This is a genomic window from Clostridium thermobutyricum (assembly GCF_000371465.1).
Lineage (GTDB): Bacteria > Bacillota > Clostridia > Clostridiales > Clostridiaceae > Clostridium > Clostridium thermobutyricum.
The window spans coordinates 1129615-1146762 of the sequence record NZ_KB850956.1 but is presented as its reverse complement, the minus strand read 5'-3'; the positions used below and the strand labels follow the sequence as shown (position 1 = coordinate 1146762).

Sequence of the window (17148 nt, the reverse complement as noted above, 5' to 3'; positions counted from 1 at the left end):
TGTCATTTTAAAGCTTATTCTAAAAGCTTTCTTCCTTCTTCTGTTCTTTCTGTTAAAAGTATTTTATCACTATACTCTAATATTGATATTAAATATTTTCTTGGAATATTTAATATTTCTTTTAGATCACTTAAATTTATATAAGTTTTTTTTTCTAAAAACTTTTTAACCTCTTCTAAAGCTTTATCTAAATACACCTTTGTATAAATAACTTCTTCACTTAATTCTATAAGCTCACCTCCTTCTTTAAGATATTCAAATATGCTTAAGCAAAGTTTTCTATCTCTTTGCTTATCTAGTATTTCTTTTAATTTTCTTGTCTTAAATCCATCTTCTAGAAAATAATTTAAAAGTTCATTTTTCATATTTTTCTGTGCTAAATTTAACTTAACAACAAAATCATATGTACTTACATAATTATTTTGAATCTTTATATAACTTCTTTTTTCCATTAATGCTAGTAACTCTTCAAAGTAAACTTTTTTAATTTTTTTATTAAAAATTTTAGATTTTATTTCTTCTTTTTTCATTCCTATTTTTAAACTATTTTCTAAATGAAATTTATTTAAAAGTTGTACTAGTTCCTCACTTTTATCTAATAAAAATCTATTATGAATATACATATTATCTAAAGATATTATTCTTTTTTCCTCTTCTAACTCTTTTAATGAATCTAGTATAACTTCTTCCTCTTTATTTATTTCATTTTTTATATCATTAAGAGAAACTATGGTATTTAAATCCTTTAATAAATTTTCTATTTTTTTATTTAAACTACCACTTTCTTTTATCTTTAAATTCTCTATATATTCTTCTTTAAATCTTTTACATTTATTGGCCTTTGCATCTAAAACGCTTCCCCCACCTAATGTTTCTATTGGTGAATAATTTCTTATAACTATCTTATCACCACTTCTTGATGATATTTCTTCTTCTAATCTTATTTGACAATAAGCTTCTTCTCCTTTTTTAAGCTCATCTCTATCTAATAAAATTATTCTTCCTATAACTTCTTTTGTTCCGTGATTAAGTCTTATTCTTTGTCTATTAACTATATTTTTTTCAATGTAATCTGATAAATAGATTTTTGCATCTATTATATAACTACTAACTTCTCTATTTACTTCTCCAAGAATAAGTCCTCTCTTAACATCTTCTTTTTCAATTCCAGTTAAGTTTATGGCACATCTTTCTCCAGCTTCTCCAATTATTTTATCTACTCCATGAATTTGTATACCACGAACTTTACATTTCATTTTTCCAGGATATAATTCTAAATTATCACCTATAGAAACACGCCCACCCAAAACAGTTCCAGTAACAACAGTGCCAAATCCTTTGATTGTGAAAACTCTGTCAATCCCCATTCTAAAAAGGGCCTCTCTATCTTTTTCTTCAATATTTTTAGAAATATTTTTTATTTCGCTTTTAAGAATATCTAAACCTTCTCCTGTTTTAGAAGAGAATTTTACTATTTTTGCATTTTCTAAAAAAGAACCTTTAGTAAATTCTTTTATTTCATCTATTATAAAGTTAATCCATTCATCATCTACTAAATCTACTTTAGTTAATACTATTATTCCATTTTTAACTCCTAAAGTTTTTAATATGCTAAAATGTTCTTTTGTTTGTGGCATTATTCCATCATCTGCTCCTATTACAAAAAGAACTAAATCTATAGATGATACTCCCGCTACCATATTCTTTATAAATTTTTCATGCCCTGGAACATCAATTACTCCAATATTTAATTCATCATCTATCTTAAGATTTGTATATCCATTATTAATTGTTATTCCTCTTCTTTTTTCTTCTTCTAATGTATCTGTATCAAATCCAGTAAGACATTTTATAAGTGATGTTTTTCCGTGATCAATATGTCCTGATGTTCCTAATACTATATGCTTCATTATAATCCCCTCTTTCTAAATTTCCTTTAAAGCTTCACCAATTATGTTAAAATCATCAAGTTTTAAAGTTCTCAAATGTATTAAAACTTCATTTTTTTGAATTCGCCCTATTATAGGAATTTTATAAAATCTAAGCTTTCTTTCTATTTCTTCAGCATTTGTATTTTTTTTAGATAAACTTATAGCATAGCTTTTTAATTTATGAATAGGTAAAGTTCCCCCACCAATATAATCATTTTCTTCAATTATTTTAACTTCTATGTCTTTATTAGCATTTTGAATAACTTCTTTTAATCTAATACTTCTTTCCTCTAATTTTTCTAAAGACATACTTATCATATTTAAAGTAGGAATTTCCTCTATAGCTTTTTTCTTATCTAAGTAACTGAAAAGTGTTCCCTCTAATGATGCAAGAGTAAATTTATCAACTCTTAATGCTCTTAAAAGTTGATTTTTTTTCAATCTCTCTATATATTGTTTTTTTCCAACTATTATTCCTGCTTGTGGTCCACCTAAAAGCTTATCTCCTGAAAATGTAACTATATCAATTCCAGATTTTATAACATCACTTACTGTTTTCTCTTCAATTCCAAATTCATTTAAATCTATTAATGCTCCACTTCCTAAATCTTCAATAGTTAAAATATTATTTTTTTCTCCAATTTCCGAAATTTCTTTTGAAGAAACTTCATGAGTAAATCCAACTATCTTAAAATTAGAATTATGCACTTTTAAAAGTGCTGCTGTATTTTCATTTATTGAATTTTCATAATCTCTTTTATGTGTTCTATTAGTTGTTCCTACTTCTTTTAATTTAGCTCCTGACATCTCCATTACCTCAGGAATTCTAAATGAGCCTCCAATTTCAACTAATTCACCTCTTGAAACTATAACTTCTTTTTCTTTTGCAAATTCATTTAAAACAAGTAATACTGCTGCTGCATTATTATTTACAACTAAAGCTCCCTCTGCTCCTGTTAAATTTTTTAATAATCCTTCGACATGAGAATATCTTGATCCTCTTTCACCTTTTTTTATGTCATATTCTAAATTATTATAGCTATACATCACATTATTTAAATTTTTTATTGCATTCTCACTTAAAAGAGAACGCCCTAAATTTGTATGTATTATAACTCCAGTTCCGTTTATAACTTTTTTTATTGTAGATTCATATTTATTATTTATGTTAATAATTATTTCTTTTATTATTATTTCATCAGAAATATATGTTTTTACTTTATCATTTAAAATATTTTTTCTATAATTTTCTAAGACATTTCTTATCTCTATTAAAACATTCGCTCTTCCAAACTTATTTACTAATTCAATTAAACATTCATCTTCTAAAAGCTTATCTGTTTTAGGTAAAGCTCTTAATAAATCTTTTTTCATTTTACTATCCCCTATGATTAATAATTTCTATCATCAAGTATATCACAAACATTTTATAAAAATTTAACAAAATTATATATAAAATAAGGACAATCTTTTAATTTAGATTGTCCCAATTTAACATTTATAATTTTATACTCTGTTCGAAATTAAACACATTTAAAGGATCATATTTTTTCTTTATTTCTTTTAATCTTTTAGAATTTTCTCCAAAATATTCTTCTTCATAGTTACATAACTCTGCTAAAGGAAAACTTACAAAAGATCCTTTTGTTAATTCTTTTATTATCTTTATGTTTTCGACAATCCACTTTTTATTTATATTTGCAAATTTATCTTCTTCCCAAACAGATTGAAATCCTAATATTCCTCTAGATTCTCTATAGAAAAATGCAGAATCTTCTTTATTTCCTTTTAATACATTTCCTCCTAATCCATAAAGAGAAATTGCTGTATAAGCAGAACCTTCTGTTTTTTCTTTTAATATATTTAATATATTTTCTATTTCAAAATCTTCATAATAATCTTTTACAAATCTTCCTGATGATTTGTATTTTTCATAATCTGGATGGGAATCTTGTATCCATCTATTTATATCTAAAATTCTCATTTCCCTTAAATCTAATTCCCAATTATAATCTAACAATAATTTTCTAATTTCTTTTTCAGCTTCTACTTTTTCTCCATAAAAAATTCCTGTTATCTTAACTCCTATACCTTTATTTAAATCATTATAAAAAGCTATTTTCATATTCAATCTTTCATCAAGGGATTTAATATTTTTATCCCATGCTTTAAAGACATTCTTTAATATATCTAAATTTGTGTTTTTTATTTCACAAACAACTAAAGTTCCTTTTTCTTCTTTTTTAGGTAGATTGAAAGTCATAGAAGTTACAACTCCAAAATTTCCTGCACCTGCACCTTTTAAAGCCCAAAATAAATCTTTATTTTTATTATTATCTACATAAAGTAAATTCCCATTGTAATCTATCATTTCTAACGAAATTAAATTATCAATTCCAAGTCCTAAATGTCTACATGAGAATCCCCATCCTCCACCTAAAGTGTATCCAACTACTCCAACTGTTGGACATCCTCCTCCTGGAAATGGAATTCCATGTTCTCCTATCGCTTCATATAATTCTCTATTTCTAACACCAGCTTCTATTGTTACAGTGTTTTTTTCTAAATCAATATCTATATTATTCATTTTGCTTACATCAATTACTAAAACATTATCTCCTGTAGAAAATCCTTCATAATGATGAGCTCCTGATCTTATTCTAAAACTTAATTCTTCTTTTCTAGCTAATGCTATACATCCTTTTATATCCTCTATATTTTCGCAATAAGCAATAGCTGTAGGTTTTTTATCAATAGCTCTGTTCCATGCCATTCTTTTTTCTTCATATGTATTTGTATATTTATAAAATACTTCTCCTTTTAAAAAAGAAAAATCTAATTTTTTCATTTAATCACCTTCTTGTCAACTTTTATATCTATTATACTAGATATATTTTATAACCAAAACTTTATTTAACGCTTTATTATGTTAAATCTTTACTTAAAACTTAAATACCTTTAATTATCAAGCTTTTTGTTATTCTGTGTCAATTTATTAATTAATATATTTTTAGATTATTTTTGTACATAATATATCCTTTTTCTGTATTTACTATCCACATTTTTGAATATTATTGAATGATTATTGAATGTTATTGAAAGATTTTATTCCATATTTTTTTAAATATAATATAAAAAGGACTTTTTTTTCATAAAATAAGTCCTTTTTATTAATATTATTTATTTAAATAATATTTTATTATATTCTTATTCTTTTCCGGTTTTAATAGATGTAATCTTTACTAACTGAGAATTTATTAATGATGGCGTTAATTTAAGCCATAAGGCAAAAACATTATTTATTAATCCTGGAACAATAAATGAAATTCCAGCTTTCATAGCTAAATATCCAATTCTAGCCACTCTTTTAGTTGACATAGGCATAACAAATAATATAGATTTTTTAGCATGAGCCCTTTTACTAAATTCACTTTTAGTTGGTCCAGGACAAAGTGCTGTTACAGTTATTCCCGAAAATCTTAATTCTTCTTTAAGTGCTTGAGAAAAAGAAAGAACATAAGATTTACTTGCATAATAAACTGCCATATATGGTCCAGGAGTAAATGAAGCCAAAGAAGCTACATTTAATATTTTTCCTCTCTTTAATTTTTTCATATCTTCTAAAAAATAATATGTTATCTCTGTTAATACAGAAATATTTAATCTTATCATTGAAAGTTGTTTTTCTAATTTAATTTCATTAAATTTTCCCATAGCTCCAAATCCAGCATTATTAACTAAATGAGTTACAACAAGGTTTAAAGTTTTAACCTCATCATAAACTTCTTTTCCTGCTCCAATTTTAGATAAATCTTTTTTTATAGTAAAAACTTTTATATTATCATTTATATTTATTAATTTATTTTTAGTATCTCTTAATTTCTCTTCATCTCTTGCCACTAAAATTATATTAAAATTATCTTTTGCAAATCTTTTACTAAGTTCATATCCTATTCCACTTGTTCCACCTGTTATAAGAACTGTATCCATATTATTTCTCCTTTGTAAAATAAATATATATTATTAGTATAATCCATATTAAAAGATAAATTTATTCACCTCAAAAAAATTAATATAAATTTTTTATATTATAAATATCTGCATAATAAAAATAAAAAATAAGCACATTTTTAAAATGTACTTATTTTTTATAATTATCTTATTACTTTATAATTATCATTTTTTAATATATCTATAGCTTTTTCTAAATTTTTTTCTTTTATAAGTATATAATCAGTATCATAAGTAGAAACGACAAAAATACTTATTTCGTTCTCTGCCATTAATACACTTATTTTAGACAGAATTCCTATTAAAGAAAAATCTAATGGTCCATCTATCTTTAATATCTTCCAATTTTTTTCACATTTAATTTTACTCTTTAAATTATCTTGTACACAAACTATTGATAACTCATCTTCAGTTCTTGTTATAGAATAAAATTCTCCTTTTAAAACCCAACTTGGAATTTCATCATCCTTATTTAATCTACATACACAATACTTTTCTTTTAATAAAGTAAGACTTAGCTTCTTGTTATTCATTTTTATCTATTCCTTCCATAATATTCTCATATAAAAATATTATAATATAAATTTTTCACTTTTTATTAAATAAAATTTTTATTTAATCTATTTCTAAAATATAACCAATTTTTCTTTTAAATTAATAAAAAATAAGCTGTATTTATAACAAATACAGCCTATTTATTACTCAATTTCAAATTTAATTCTTATTGAATTTCCGTTTACTTTCATATCATAACTTTTTTCTTCTATATAAGAAATCTCTTCAAAATCTGAACTTCCATTTTCACTTATTTCTAAAGAACTAATTACACGCTCATCTTTTACATATACTCTAAAAATAACTTTTATATCAGTATCATTTTCTTTAATTTCATATTCTTTTAAAATTATATTTTCGCCTTCTCCTTTATTTGTATAATCACTTATACTACTATTTTTAAAAAGATTATTTATCTTAGTTACTTCTTCTTTTTCAAATTTTAAAATCCTTGTAATCATTTAAAACCACTCCTAAAATCAATTTATCTTTTTATAGTTTATACTATAATTAGTTTTATATACTTACTAATTATATAAATCTCTTTAATAGAAAATAGATTTTAGTATATCCTTTATTTTGAATATTTTTTATCCATCCATTATTAATAGTATTAATATACCTATAAGAGTTATATCAGAAACACTAATAAATGCAACTTGCCTAATTGAAATTGTAATAAAAGCTGTCACTAAAATTAAAAATCTAATTTTGATTAAATTTCAAAATTAGATTTTTAGTTATTTTATCTATATATTTTTTTCTGCTTGAACTTCTATATAATTGTGTATTCTTTCTTTATTCTTTTTAACTACTATAAGAAGTATAAAATATAAAATTATTATTCCTAAAATTAATATTGGATTTTGACTTAAGAATGCTAAAAACATTAAACCAGCTATTGGTTGTGCCATCATATTGAAACTTGTTATCATAACAGCTCCAGTTGGAAGAGCAATTCCTGCTGCTATGGCTGCTTGAGTATAAATTGGAGCAATTGCAGAACACATATAAAGCCCAAGTGAATACCATATTCCACCTACTATAATTGTCTTTATCATATTTCCTTTTGTCATTGCAATTAAAGCTTCAACCATAAATGGAAGTGCAATTAAATCTACCATTGGTAATGTTTTATTACCTGGAAGTATTAATGCCATAAATATCATTATTGGAATTAATAAAGTTCCTGTTATAAGAGTTGCTGGTTCGCCATATCCTGTTGCATCATCAACTCCAATATACCATTCTCTTCCCTTTTCTTTTTCATTATCTAATCTTTTATTAACTATATCTGCCATTGGCTCAAATGCTTGAGCAAATATTTGTGAAATTTTAGGAAATATCATCATAAGTGTTGCTAAAACAATACCTAATTTAGTTATTTGTCCCCACGCTACCATTGAATCTAATCTTTTTATATTTCCTAATATTCCAATTAATATTCCTAATATAAGTCCTATTGTTCCAACTTCTCCAAAAACTCCAAGCTTTTCTTTTAACTTATCTGGATGAAATCTTAATTTATTAATTCCTAATTTATTAAATATAGGATCTAAAACATATAACAATAAAGTTACTTCTGTATTGTGCATTGATATAATTGTGCAATTAGGATATTTATAATATCTTGACCATCTCTTACAAATAACTTCAATATTAAGTATATTATATAATAAAATTACTATCATAAATAACATAGATAACCATATATTTTTTGTCCCAATATACATCATTGAACCCCAAATCATATATGTATAATTTAACCATAAATCAGATGGTAAAAATATATTTGTAAATTTAGTTGCAAAAAGCACTAATTGTATTATTATTGCAAAAGCAAAAAATATAAGACCTATTTTACTTGAATAAGCTATTATCGCACTTGTTTGCCATCCTAAATCTAATACCGGTAAATTAATTCCAGTTGAATGAACCATTTGTTTTATTACAGGCATTATTATTGGTGTAAAAGCTCCAATTAAAAGCATAAAACCTTGTAAACCTACTCCTGCATAAAGTCCTGAAAGAAATGCTTTTTTATTATTCATTTTCAGTGCCTTACATATTATAAATATAACTATTGGCAAAAATACAGGCGCTCCAAAAACACTAAAAAACTCTTTTATATTTTGTAAAACCATAATTTCTCCTCTTTTGTTTAATTTAATTTTATAATTTTTTCTTAGTAAAACTTATCTAAAAACAAAATTGTAAATTTATATTTTTAATTCCGATTGAATTACTCATAAATATAATTTATAATATCACTTTTTTATTTTAAAAACAATATTTTTTATCCACAAATTATTTTTATTAATTAGTATTGCATATTATTTTATTTATAATCATAATTATTTATAAAAAAAATTCTACAACTTAAAAGTTGTAGAATTTTTAAATTACATCTTAATATCCTAATAAAGAACCTATTTGATATATTAAAACTGACATTATCCATGCTATTAAAAAAGTATATCCACCAGCAAATAAAGTCCATTTCCAAGAATTTGTTTCTCTTTTTATTGCTCCTAAAGCAACTAAACATGGAGTATATAAAAGTGACATAACCATAAATGACATAGCCGATAATGGTGTAAATGCACCTTGAATTGCTGCAACTACTGTTGCTCCTTCTTCAACTCCTGCATAAGTTAATCCCATAGTCCCTACTACAGTTTCTTTTGCTAAAATTCCTGTTATAAGAGCAATTGAAGCTTGCCATGTTCCAAACCCTGCTGGTGCAAATATTGGTGCTATAAAACTTCCTATTAAACCTAATAAAGAATCAACTTCACTTCCTTCAATAGAAATTGGGAAATTTGATAAAAAGGCTAAAACAATCATCATTGGCAAAATTACAACTCCCGCCTTCTTTAAAAATGCCCCTGCTTTATCCCACATTAATAATAAAACATTTTTTATTGATGGAATTTTATAATTTGGAAGCTCCATAACAAAATAAGAGGGCTCTCCTTTAAATAATGTTTTACTAAATAGTTTTCCCATAATAAGGGCCATAATTATTCCAAGTGCATAAATACTAAATAATATTAATCCTCTATTTTTTTCAAAAAATGCACTTATAAAAAGAGCATATATAGGTAATCTTGCTCCACAAGACACAAATGGATTTATTAATATTGCAATCATTCTATCCTTTTTATTATCTAATGTTCTAGTTGCCATTATTCCTGGAACATTACATCCTACACTTACAAGCATAGATACAAAAGTTTTTCCATGAAGTCCTAATTTTCTCATAAGTCTATCCATAACATAAGCTGCTCTAGCCATATATCCACTATCTTCTAAAAGCCCAATTAACAAATACATTGTCATAATTAAAGGTAAAAATGATAATACAGCTCCTACTCCGCCAAAGACTCCATCTACAAAAATATTAGTAAAAATTTCTGGAGTATTTAAAGTTCCTAAATATTCAGCTACCCTTTCTCCTATTTGCGATATAGTTTCATCTACAAATTCTTGTAATCCAGCTCCTATAAAGAAAGTTAATTGATAAAGAATAAACATGACTCCAGCAAATATAGGTAATCCTAAATATTTATTTGTTACAATTTTATCTATTTTATCACTTAAAGATTCTGTTTCCTCTTCTCTTTTTACAGCTTTTGAAATTATATTAGAAATAATATCGTATCTTTTATTTACTACTTCCATTTCACCTTCAAATCCTAGCTTTTCTTCAATTCTTTTTTTAGCAGATTCAATAGTATTCTTTAAATCTTTATTTTCTGAAACTTTTGTTATTTCTTCTATATAGCTATCATTTTCAATTAATTTTAATGCAAGCCATCTTTTTGATACAAGATTAATATCTATTTTTTCTGATATAATTTCTAATTCTTTCTCAATATCTTCGCCATAAGAAATATCTAATGGATTTCTATTTATATTTTCCTTTACTGCCTCTTCTATTAAATCTTTTACTCCATTTGAATTTAAAGCAATAGTTTCTACTACTGGAATACCTAATTCTTTAGATAATTTTTTCTTATCTATAAATATATTTTTATTTTTAGCTAAATCCATCATATTTAAAGCTAATATAACTTTAATATTCATCTCTAGAAGCTGCAAAGTTAAATATAAATTTCTTTCTATATTAGTACTATCTATTACATTTATTACTATATCTGATTCACCACTTAAAATATAATTTCTTCCTATAATTTCATCTTCTGAATAAGCTCCTAAGCTATATGTTCCAGGTAAATCTATTATTTTATAATCTATTCCTTTATATTTTAAAATTCCTTCTTTTTTCTCAACAGTTACCCCAGGCCAATTTCCTACATGCTGTTTTGACCCTGTTAATGTATTAAATAAACTTGTTTTCCCACTATTAGGATTTCCAGCTAAAGCTATACTTTTCATTTTTATCCCCCTCATTTAAAAGATTCTCATTATCAATAAGATTTCAAAAAAAATTACTCTCCTAATACTATACTTGCTTCTTCTTTTCTTAAAGTAAGTCTATATCCTCTAACTCCTATTTCTATTGGATCACCTAAAGGTGCTTTTCCTCTAACTTTTATCATAGCTCCTACTGTAATACCCATATCTAAAAGTCTTCTTCTCACCCTACTATTTTTTTCTAACTCTCTTACTGTCATAACATCACCTATTGATAACTTATCTAAACTTGTCATTTTCTATTTCCCCCTATTAATAATTTTTTCTCCCTTTTCTGTTATTATCCATTCTGAGCTCTTATTTAATTCTCTACTTGAACATCCACAAGAACATCCTTTGCACATATTTTCATTACATTCTTTCTTTTCTAAATATCCCATTTTAATAAGTCTATCTTTCATATCATCAACTATTTCTTTAGGCATACCTAAATTTCTACTAATTGTTTTAGAAGAAAAATCACCATTCTTTTTTAACTCATTTAATATTTTTTTTATCATTTCTCCTCCATTTTTTAACTTTTTATGAATTTATATTAACATTCTATTTTTATAATTGCAAGTTATTTTCAATTGATTTTTGTTTTCTTATATAAAAAAAAACATAATGTCTCGATTTAAAAGACATTATGTTTTTAACTTTCTTATTTTTTTATAAATACTTTTGTTTCATTATAAGCTATTTGACCACCTATATCAGATATATCAGAATTAGTTAAAAAATTAGGATTTCCACTTCTTTCCCACCAACCAATATGCATCATAACTGTATTATCAGAAACTTTATCATCTTTTTGTATTTTTACTTTTATCTCACCATTTTTAGATTGAAGCTTTACTATATCATTATCTTTTAAATCTAATTTTTCCATTTCAAAAGAATTTATATAACAAATTGCTATTTCATCTACATCTATAAAATGTTGACTAAACAAACTATCTTTTGTATGAGTTGTTAATAAATTAAATCCTTTTTCTTCTTTTTCTTCAGAAATAAAAAATTCTCCAAATTCAAATTTTTCAGAAGGCGTTTTAAACTTCAAACTACTCCAAGGCACTCTTATTTCTTTAGTTATATAACCATTTTTTATATCTTCAATAGATTCATCTAAATTTTCTATTATTTTTTCTATATACTCTCTTTTAGATAGAAAAGGATAATCTTTAATATCTAATCTTTTAGCTACCTCTTGAAAAAAGTAATATTCATCCATAAACTTATTATCTGGTTCAACTACTCTCTCTATATAAGTAATATATGGGTTAGTCATAGAACTAAATATTATATCTTCACTTTCTAAAGTTGTTGTGCTTGGAATAAATAAGTCACAATGCTTAGCTGTATCTGTCATAAATATATCAAAACAAACTTTAAAATTAATTTTTTTAAAGGAATTAGTTAGCTTATTTAAATTTGGCAACTGGTTTAGTAGATTACTTTTAGTTATAACAGCCATTTTAACATTTTTTTCTTCTATAATATCTTCTAAATCACTTACAAAAAATTCTTCATTCTTAGCAAACTTTTCACTTGAATAAGGGTCTGTATTTAATATTCCAGAATAAAGCTTATTTGCATAACTTACTCCACCACCACTTTTTCCTATTTGTCCAGTAATTGCGCAAAGGGCATCAATAGCTCTTACAGCTTTTCCTCCAACTTTATATTTTTGAATACCATATCCTAAAAGTATTGAAGAATATTTTTCTACATAAAGATTTACTAGTAAATTTATATTTTCTATACTTACTCCTGACCTCTTTGATAATTCTTCAATAGATATTTTTTCTAATAATTTTTTATAGCCTTCAAAATATTTTGTATTGTTTTTTATAAACTCTTTATCCTCTAAATTTTTCTCTAATATTATTTTTCCCATTGCTAAAGCTAAATAGTAATCTCCACCTGGTTTTACTCTAATATAAATATCGGCAAATTTAGATGTCTCATTTTTTATTGGATCTATAACTATTATTTTACTTCCACTTTTTTTAGCTTCTATTATCTCTTTTAGAGTATGTATTGTTGTATTTGCTGGATTTTTTCCCCACACAAAAATATTTTTACTATTCTTCATATCACTTAAGCTATGACTTAAAGCTATACCATAATCAAATTTTTGTGCCTTTATTCCCGCACTCCAGCATGGACCACCTTTTTGTTTTAATGCTCTTCCATAAAAGTTAAAGAAAATATCTCCTATACTCTTTAAAACTCCACCATTTCCGTACTGTTCATAATAAAGAATATTTTCTTCTTTATATTCTTTTAATTTACTAACAAAAATATCTATACATTCTTCAAAAGATATTTCTGTCCATTCACCATTCTTTTTTAACATTGGCTTTTTAATTCTTTTAGGATGATTCAAAAAAGTTTTATGATAGAGACCTTTTTTACATATCATCCCTTTTGTAAATGGATGATTTTTATCTCCTTCAATTTTTATTTCTCCATCTTCATTTTTATAAACATTAAATTTACAACAATCAAAACAATCTAATGTACATGCACTGCTATATTTTTTCAAATAACCACCCCTCTTTTAATCTTTTATAATATTATACAAAAAAGAAAAGAGAATAAAAATATTTTATTCTCTCTTCCCTTCTATTTATAAAAGACTATTTTTATAAATTAAATATATTTCTTCTTCTGTTATATCTTCTAGATGATTTTTAAGTTTAGACTTATTTTTTAGAATTCTTTTGTATAACTTTTTAATTCTTGTCCTAAATTTCTTTTTGTTTTCTCCTTATTGTCAGTTAAAACTTAATACTGTGTTATTTCTATTCCTATTTCACAAGTAGTTTGAACTGCTATAATAGGAATTCCATCTAATTTTTTTGTGTAAATATTATATCTTCCGTTAACTATTTATTTTTTATCATTATTGAAATAGCTTTAGATGCATCTATTAGTAAAGCCCAACCTTTAAAATCCTATATATTACTTATTCAAAGTATCTATAATATAATCTAGTTTGCTCTTTATTTGCAAAACCATTGTCTATATTATACTTTAACTTTTTATTTACAATATCTTTCGCATTATCTATTATTACTTTTAAATACTCCTCATCTCTCATAACATTCATCCAATTAAAATTATCTAATGCTATTTTTTCATAATCAAACTTACTTGGATTTATAATAAAATATAGTACGTCATTATATTCAATATATTTTTCAAATTTAAATATATTTACGCCTTTATCTAATAAAAATAATACTATAATCTTTTCTAATATACTTTCTAATTTATCAGGAAAAGTTCTAACTCCTGGATTTTTTATTCTACTAGATAAATGTAACTCTACTTCAGATAAAATCTTACCCTCGATAATTTCATTATATTCAATTATATCATCAAAAATAAAATCTATTAATGTATATATATTAATATTATCTATACTACTTAACATATTCTTACTTATCACTTTTCTTTGTTCATTAGACAGTAACTTACTCTTACTTAATCCTGATATATATTTAATATTATTATCATCTATTATCTTATCTATTTTATGCTTATATAAATCATATGAAAAATGATTAACACTACTTAAAAATCTAAATATAGCTCTAGTTTCATTCTTTCTTTTCAATTGCTTATATACTTTTTCAGTAAATAACTTATTAATAACTACTTCAAAAGAATTAATACTTATTACCTGACTATTTCTATTAATAAAACAATTTAGATCTTCATTTATTTCAATAAAAATATGTGAATGCAAATTTTCATCTTGATTTATTAATACATCCTCTAATACCTCTACAACTCTATTCACATACTCTTCATCTAATTTTATTACTGTTAATAGTAATAAAATTTTCTTTAAATATTGTATATTAAATCTATTAGGCCTTAACTTTATATATTTACATAGATTTTTTAGTATTCCTACGATGTCAACATCATTTTCATATAGTATTTCTTTTATTTCATATTTTTGTAGTAAATCTTTTATATTTTTATAACTTGAATATTTAATTATAATATCCAAATCATATCTATTAAATATATATTTATCATACTTATTATAATCTGGAAATACTGTGTTTGTTCTAATTCTTTTTGTTTTTGCTGAATAAGTACTTATTGTCGCTTCTATATATGGTTCAAAAAATTTCTTCATATTATTAAAATAATCTAAGTATACCCCATTTTTTCTTATATAAAAATAATAATCATATACTATTGTCATCATTTTATATAAATCATATCGAACATCTCCAAGTAGTATTGAATTATCTAACTTTAAATATTTTTTTAGATGTTCATCTTTTAATTTAGATAATTCCAATATCTGTGCTTTATTATTATTAAATATATCATTTAAGTAATTTAATTCATACATATTTTTTTTTGCAATATTTTCATATATATACCTAAAGTCATTGTAATTACTTTTATCATCACGAAACATCAACTGATTTATTAACCCTAGATTAAATTTAAATAATAATAAATCATATATATCATTATTTAAAATACTATCTTTTAATTCTTCTAAAAATTCTCTTGCCTTTTCAAACTCTTGTAATTTAAATAGATAAAAAGCTTTTGTATTTTTATTATTTATTGAGCTAATTTTTTTATCAATCTCTATATAATTACATTTAATCTCTAATTCACTTAACTCATCAAATTCATCCACTACCTCATTATAATTATCCAATAAATTATAACAATCTCTTTCATTATTAATTTGGATATTAACATAACTAATACCTGCTTTAATTAGCATACATTTAACAAATTTCTCTTTTTCACTTTTTTCATTAATAATATCTTTTATAACAAGATATTCTTTTTCATCAATATTAAAAAAATTCAACGTATTTCCACCTAGTAATTCTGAATTCTTAAACTTGTATATTCTAAAGAGGTCATGTATAGAAATCCTTCTAAGTTTTTCGAGCTTAATTCCTGCATAATATAGCTTATCTACGATATCATTAGGATAATCTTTTATATACATTAATGTTCCATATAATCTTTGACCAAATTCATTTGATAAATTATTTGAAACATTATCCAAATATTCTTTATCTATTTCTTGTGGATTAATAATAAATATATTATTTTTTTCATAGTAATCTTCTATAAATGCACTATGTGTTTCATCAATCTCTTGAATAATAAAACTTTTAGGCCTATCACTTATATCAGTATAACTTTTAGCTAAATAATCTACCCAACTTATTATTTGTTTTAAATTATAATCATTCAATGAATAACCAATAAATAAAAATGTGTTACTAACTAATAATGATTTGATATAAGTTTCAATTAAAATATGATTTTGTGAATAATTTAAATAATCATTTTCTTTAAGAACTATATTATCTAACTCTTTTATATCCCCATGCATCTTTATAATGTAATTACCCTTTTTAGAATCTAATAAATCTTTATCTTTAGATATAACATCAAATAACATTCTTTGTTCTATAATTGTATTTTCTAATAATCTATCATAGTTTGTTGTTATTATATGTTTAGGATTTAACTTGAAAATCAACTCATGAATATCATTAGGTTGTCTTTCAACATCTAACTCTTCTCTAATTACTTTTTTATACTCTTCATTTCCAAAAATATTATAATAATACTGTGGAATCTTTAGATAATCATCAGAAGACAATTCTTTTCCTTCATTAATCGGATAATTAAGTTTATTAACAAATACTTTAATTAATTGATCCCAATCTGGCAAATTAGAATTTTTTGAAATACCTGCACCTACAAATATTATTAGTTTATCTTCATCTTTAGCATTCTTAATATACCTTATTTTTTCATCTAACTTCAAAATATCCCCCCTAAATATCGAATTTCTCTTTAACTAATCTTAATCAATTCTCTATAATATAACTATTATTCCATTATACTACATTGTTAATATCTAAAAAGTACTTATTTCTTATTCATATTATTCCCAACTTTTTCAAACCAAAACTCTTGCCATTTTCTTTTACTATATTTTACCTATCAAAACTTCTGTTGGCATAAAAAATTTCATATATAATCCCTCCAACTTATTAGTATTATAATTCTAAAAATTATTTAAAACTCAATATATAATCAATATCTGATATTTTTATATTAAATATTATTTATTTAAATTTTAATTAAAAACTTTTTAGAAATATTAACCACCTTATTTAATCTATGACTTTGAAATCATTTTCTTCCTTCTTTT

General features: G+C 23.9%; 12 protein-coding genes. All 12 read right to left on the bottom strand.

What is annotated here, in order from left to right; translation table 11 throughout:
• Positions 1 to 14: 14 nt before the first annotated feature.
• Complete coding sequence (selB, locus tag HMPREF1092_RS05275; RefSeq protein ID WP_002597594.1) at positions 15 to 1910, bottom strand: selenocysteine-specific translation elongation factor; 1896 nt, start codon at positions 1908 to 1910, stop codon at positions 15 to 17.
• 15 nt (positions 1911 to 1925) lie between these two features.
• Positions 1926 to 3305, bottom strand: a complete 1380-nt coding sequence (gene selA / locus HMPREF1092_RS05270; RefSeq protein ID WP_002597593.1) for an L-seryl-tRNA(Sec) selenium transferase — start codon at positions 3303 to 3305, stop codon at positions 1926 to 1928.
• Positions 3306 to 3429: 124 nt separating this feature from the next.
• Complete coding sequence (locus HMPREF1092_RS05265) at positions 3430 to 4779, bottom strand: FAD-binding oxidoreductase (RefSeq protein WP_002597592.1); 1350 nt, start codon at positions 4777 to 4779, stop codon at positions 3430 to 3432.
• A gap of 359 nt (positions 4780 to 5138) precedes the next feature.
• Positions 5139 to 5921, bottom strand: coding sequence for an SDR family NAD(P)-dependent oxidoreductase (locus tag HMPREF1092_RS05260; RefSeq protein ID WP_002597591.1), 783 nt, complete (start codon positions 5919 to 5921; stop codon positions 5139 to 5141).
• Positions 5922 to 6085: 164 nt separating this feature from the next.
• Complete coding sequence (locus tag HMPREF1092_RS05255; RefSeq protein ID WP_002597590.1) at positions 6086 to 6475, bottom strand: ACT domain-containing protein; 390 nt, start codon at positions 6473 to 6475, stop codon at positions 6086 to 6088.
• A gap of 165 nt (positions 6476 to 6640) precedes the next feature.
• The gene (locus HMPREF1092_RS05250; RefSeq protein WP_002597589.1) at positions 6641 to 6958 is read right to left on the bottom strand and encodes a hypothetical protein; all 318 of its coding nucleotides are present in this window, start codon (positions 6956 to 6958) and stop codon (positions 6641 to 6643) included.
• A gap of 288 nt (positions 6959 to 7246) precedes the next feature.
• Positions 7247 to 8641, bottom strand: a complete 1395-nt coding sequence (locus HMPREF1092_RS05245; protein ID WP_002597588.1) for a PTS galactitol transporter subunit IIC — start codon at positions 8639 to 8641, stop codon at positions 7247 to 7249.
• 265 nt (positions 8642 to 8906) lie between these two features.
• The gene (gene feoB / locus HMPREF1092_RS05240) at positions 8907 to 10898 is read right to left on the bottom strand and encodes a ferrous iron transport protein B (RefSeq protein ID WP_002597587.1); all 1992 of its coding nucleotides are present in this window, start codon (positions 10896 to 10898) and stop codon (positions 8907 to 8909) included.
• 53 nt (positions 10899 to 10951) lie between these two features.
• Entirely contained in the window at positions 10952 to 11173 is a 222-nt protein-coding gene (locus HMPREF1092_RS05235) for a FeoA family protein (RefSeq protein ID WP_002597586.1), read from the bottom strand.
• 3 nt (positions 11174 to 11176) lie between these two features.
• Entirely contained in the window at positions 11177 to 11437 is a 261-nt protein-coding gene (locus HMPREF1092_RS05230; RefSeq protein WP_002597585.1) for a FeoC-like transcriptional regulator, read from the bottom strand.
• A gap of 143 nt (positions 11438 to 11580) precedes the next feature.
• Complete coding sequence (locus tag HMPREF1092_RS05225) at positions 11581 to 13467, bottom strand: molybdopterin-dependent oxidoreductase (protein ID WP_002597584.1); 1887 nt, start codon at positions 13465 to 13467, stop codon at positions 11581 to 11583.
• Positions 13468 to 13890: 423 nt separating this feature from the next.
• Entirely contained in the window at positions 13891 to 16758 is a 2868-nt protein-coding gene (locus tag HMPREF1092_RS16450) for an SIR2 family protein (protein ID WP_002597583.1), read from the bottom strand.
• Between the last annotated feature and the right edge of the window lie 390 nt (positions 16759 to 17148).

Coding starts and splice junctions, on each gene's coding strand:
- selB (WP_002597594.1), bottom strand. CDS start 1,910: ATGAAGCATATAGTATTAGGAACATCAGGACATATTGATCACGGAAAA.
- HMPREF1092_RS05250 (WP_002597589.1), bottom strand. CDS start 6,958: ATGATTACAAGGATTTTAAAATTTGAAAAAGAAGAAGTAACTAAGATA.
- selA (WP_002597593.1), bottom strand. CDS start 3,305: ATGAAAAAAGATTTATTAAGAGCTTTACCTAAAACAGATAAGCTTTTA.
- HMPREF1092_RS05265 (WP_002597592.1), bottom strand. CDS start 4,779: ATGAAAAAATTAGATTTTTCTTTTTTAAAAGGAGAAGTATTTTATAAA.
- HMPREF1092_RS05230 (WP_002597585.1), bottom strand. CDS start 11,437: ATGATAAAAAAAATATTAAATGAGTTAAAAAAGAATGGTGATTTTTCT.
- HMPREF1092_RS05260 (WP_002597591.1), bottom strand. CDS start 5,921: ATGGATACAGTTCTTATAACAGGTGGAACAAGTGGAATAGGATATGAA.
- HMPREF1092_RS05245 (WP_002597588.1), bottom strand. CDS start 8,641: ATGGTTTTACAAAATATAAAAGAGTTTTTTAGTGTTTTTGGAGCGCCT.
- HMPREF1092_RS05235 (WP_002597586.1), bottom strand. CDS start 11,173: ATGACAAGTTTAGATAAGTTATCAATAGGTGATGTTATGACAGTAAGA.
- HMPREF1092_RS05255 (WP_002597590.1), bottom strand. CDS start 6,475: ATGAATAACAAGAAGCTAAGTCTTACTTTATTAAAAGAAAAGTATTGT.
- feoB (WP_002597587.1), bottom strand. CDS start 10,898: ATGAAAAGTATAGCTTTAGCTGGAAATCCTAATAGTGGGAAAACAAGT.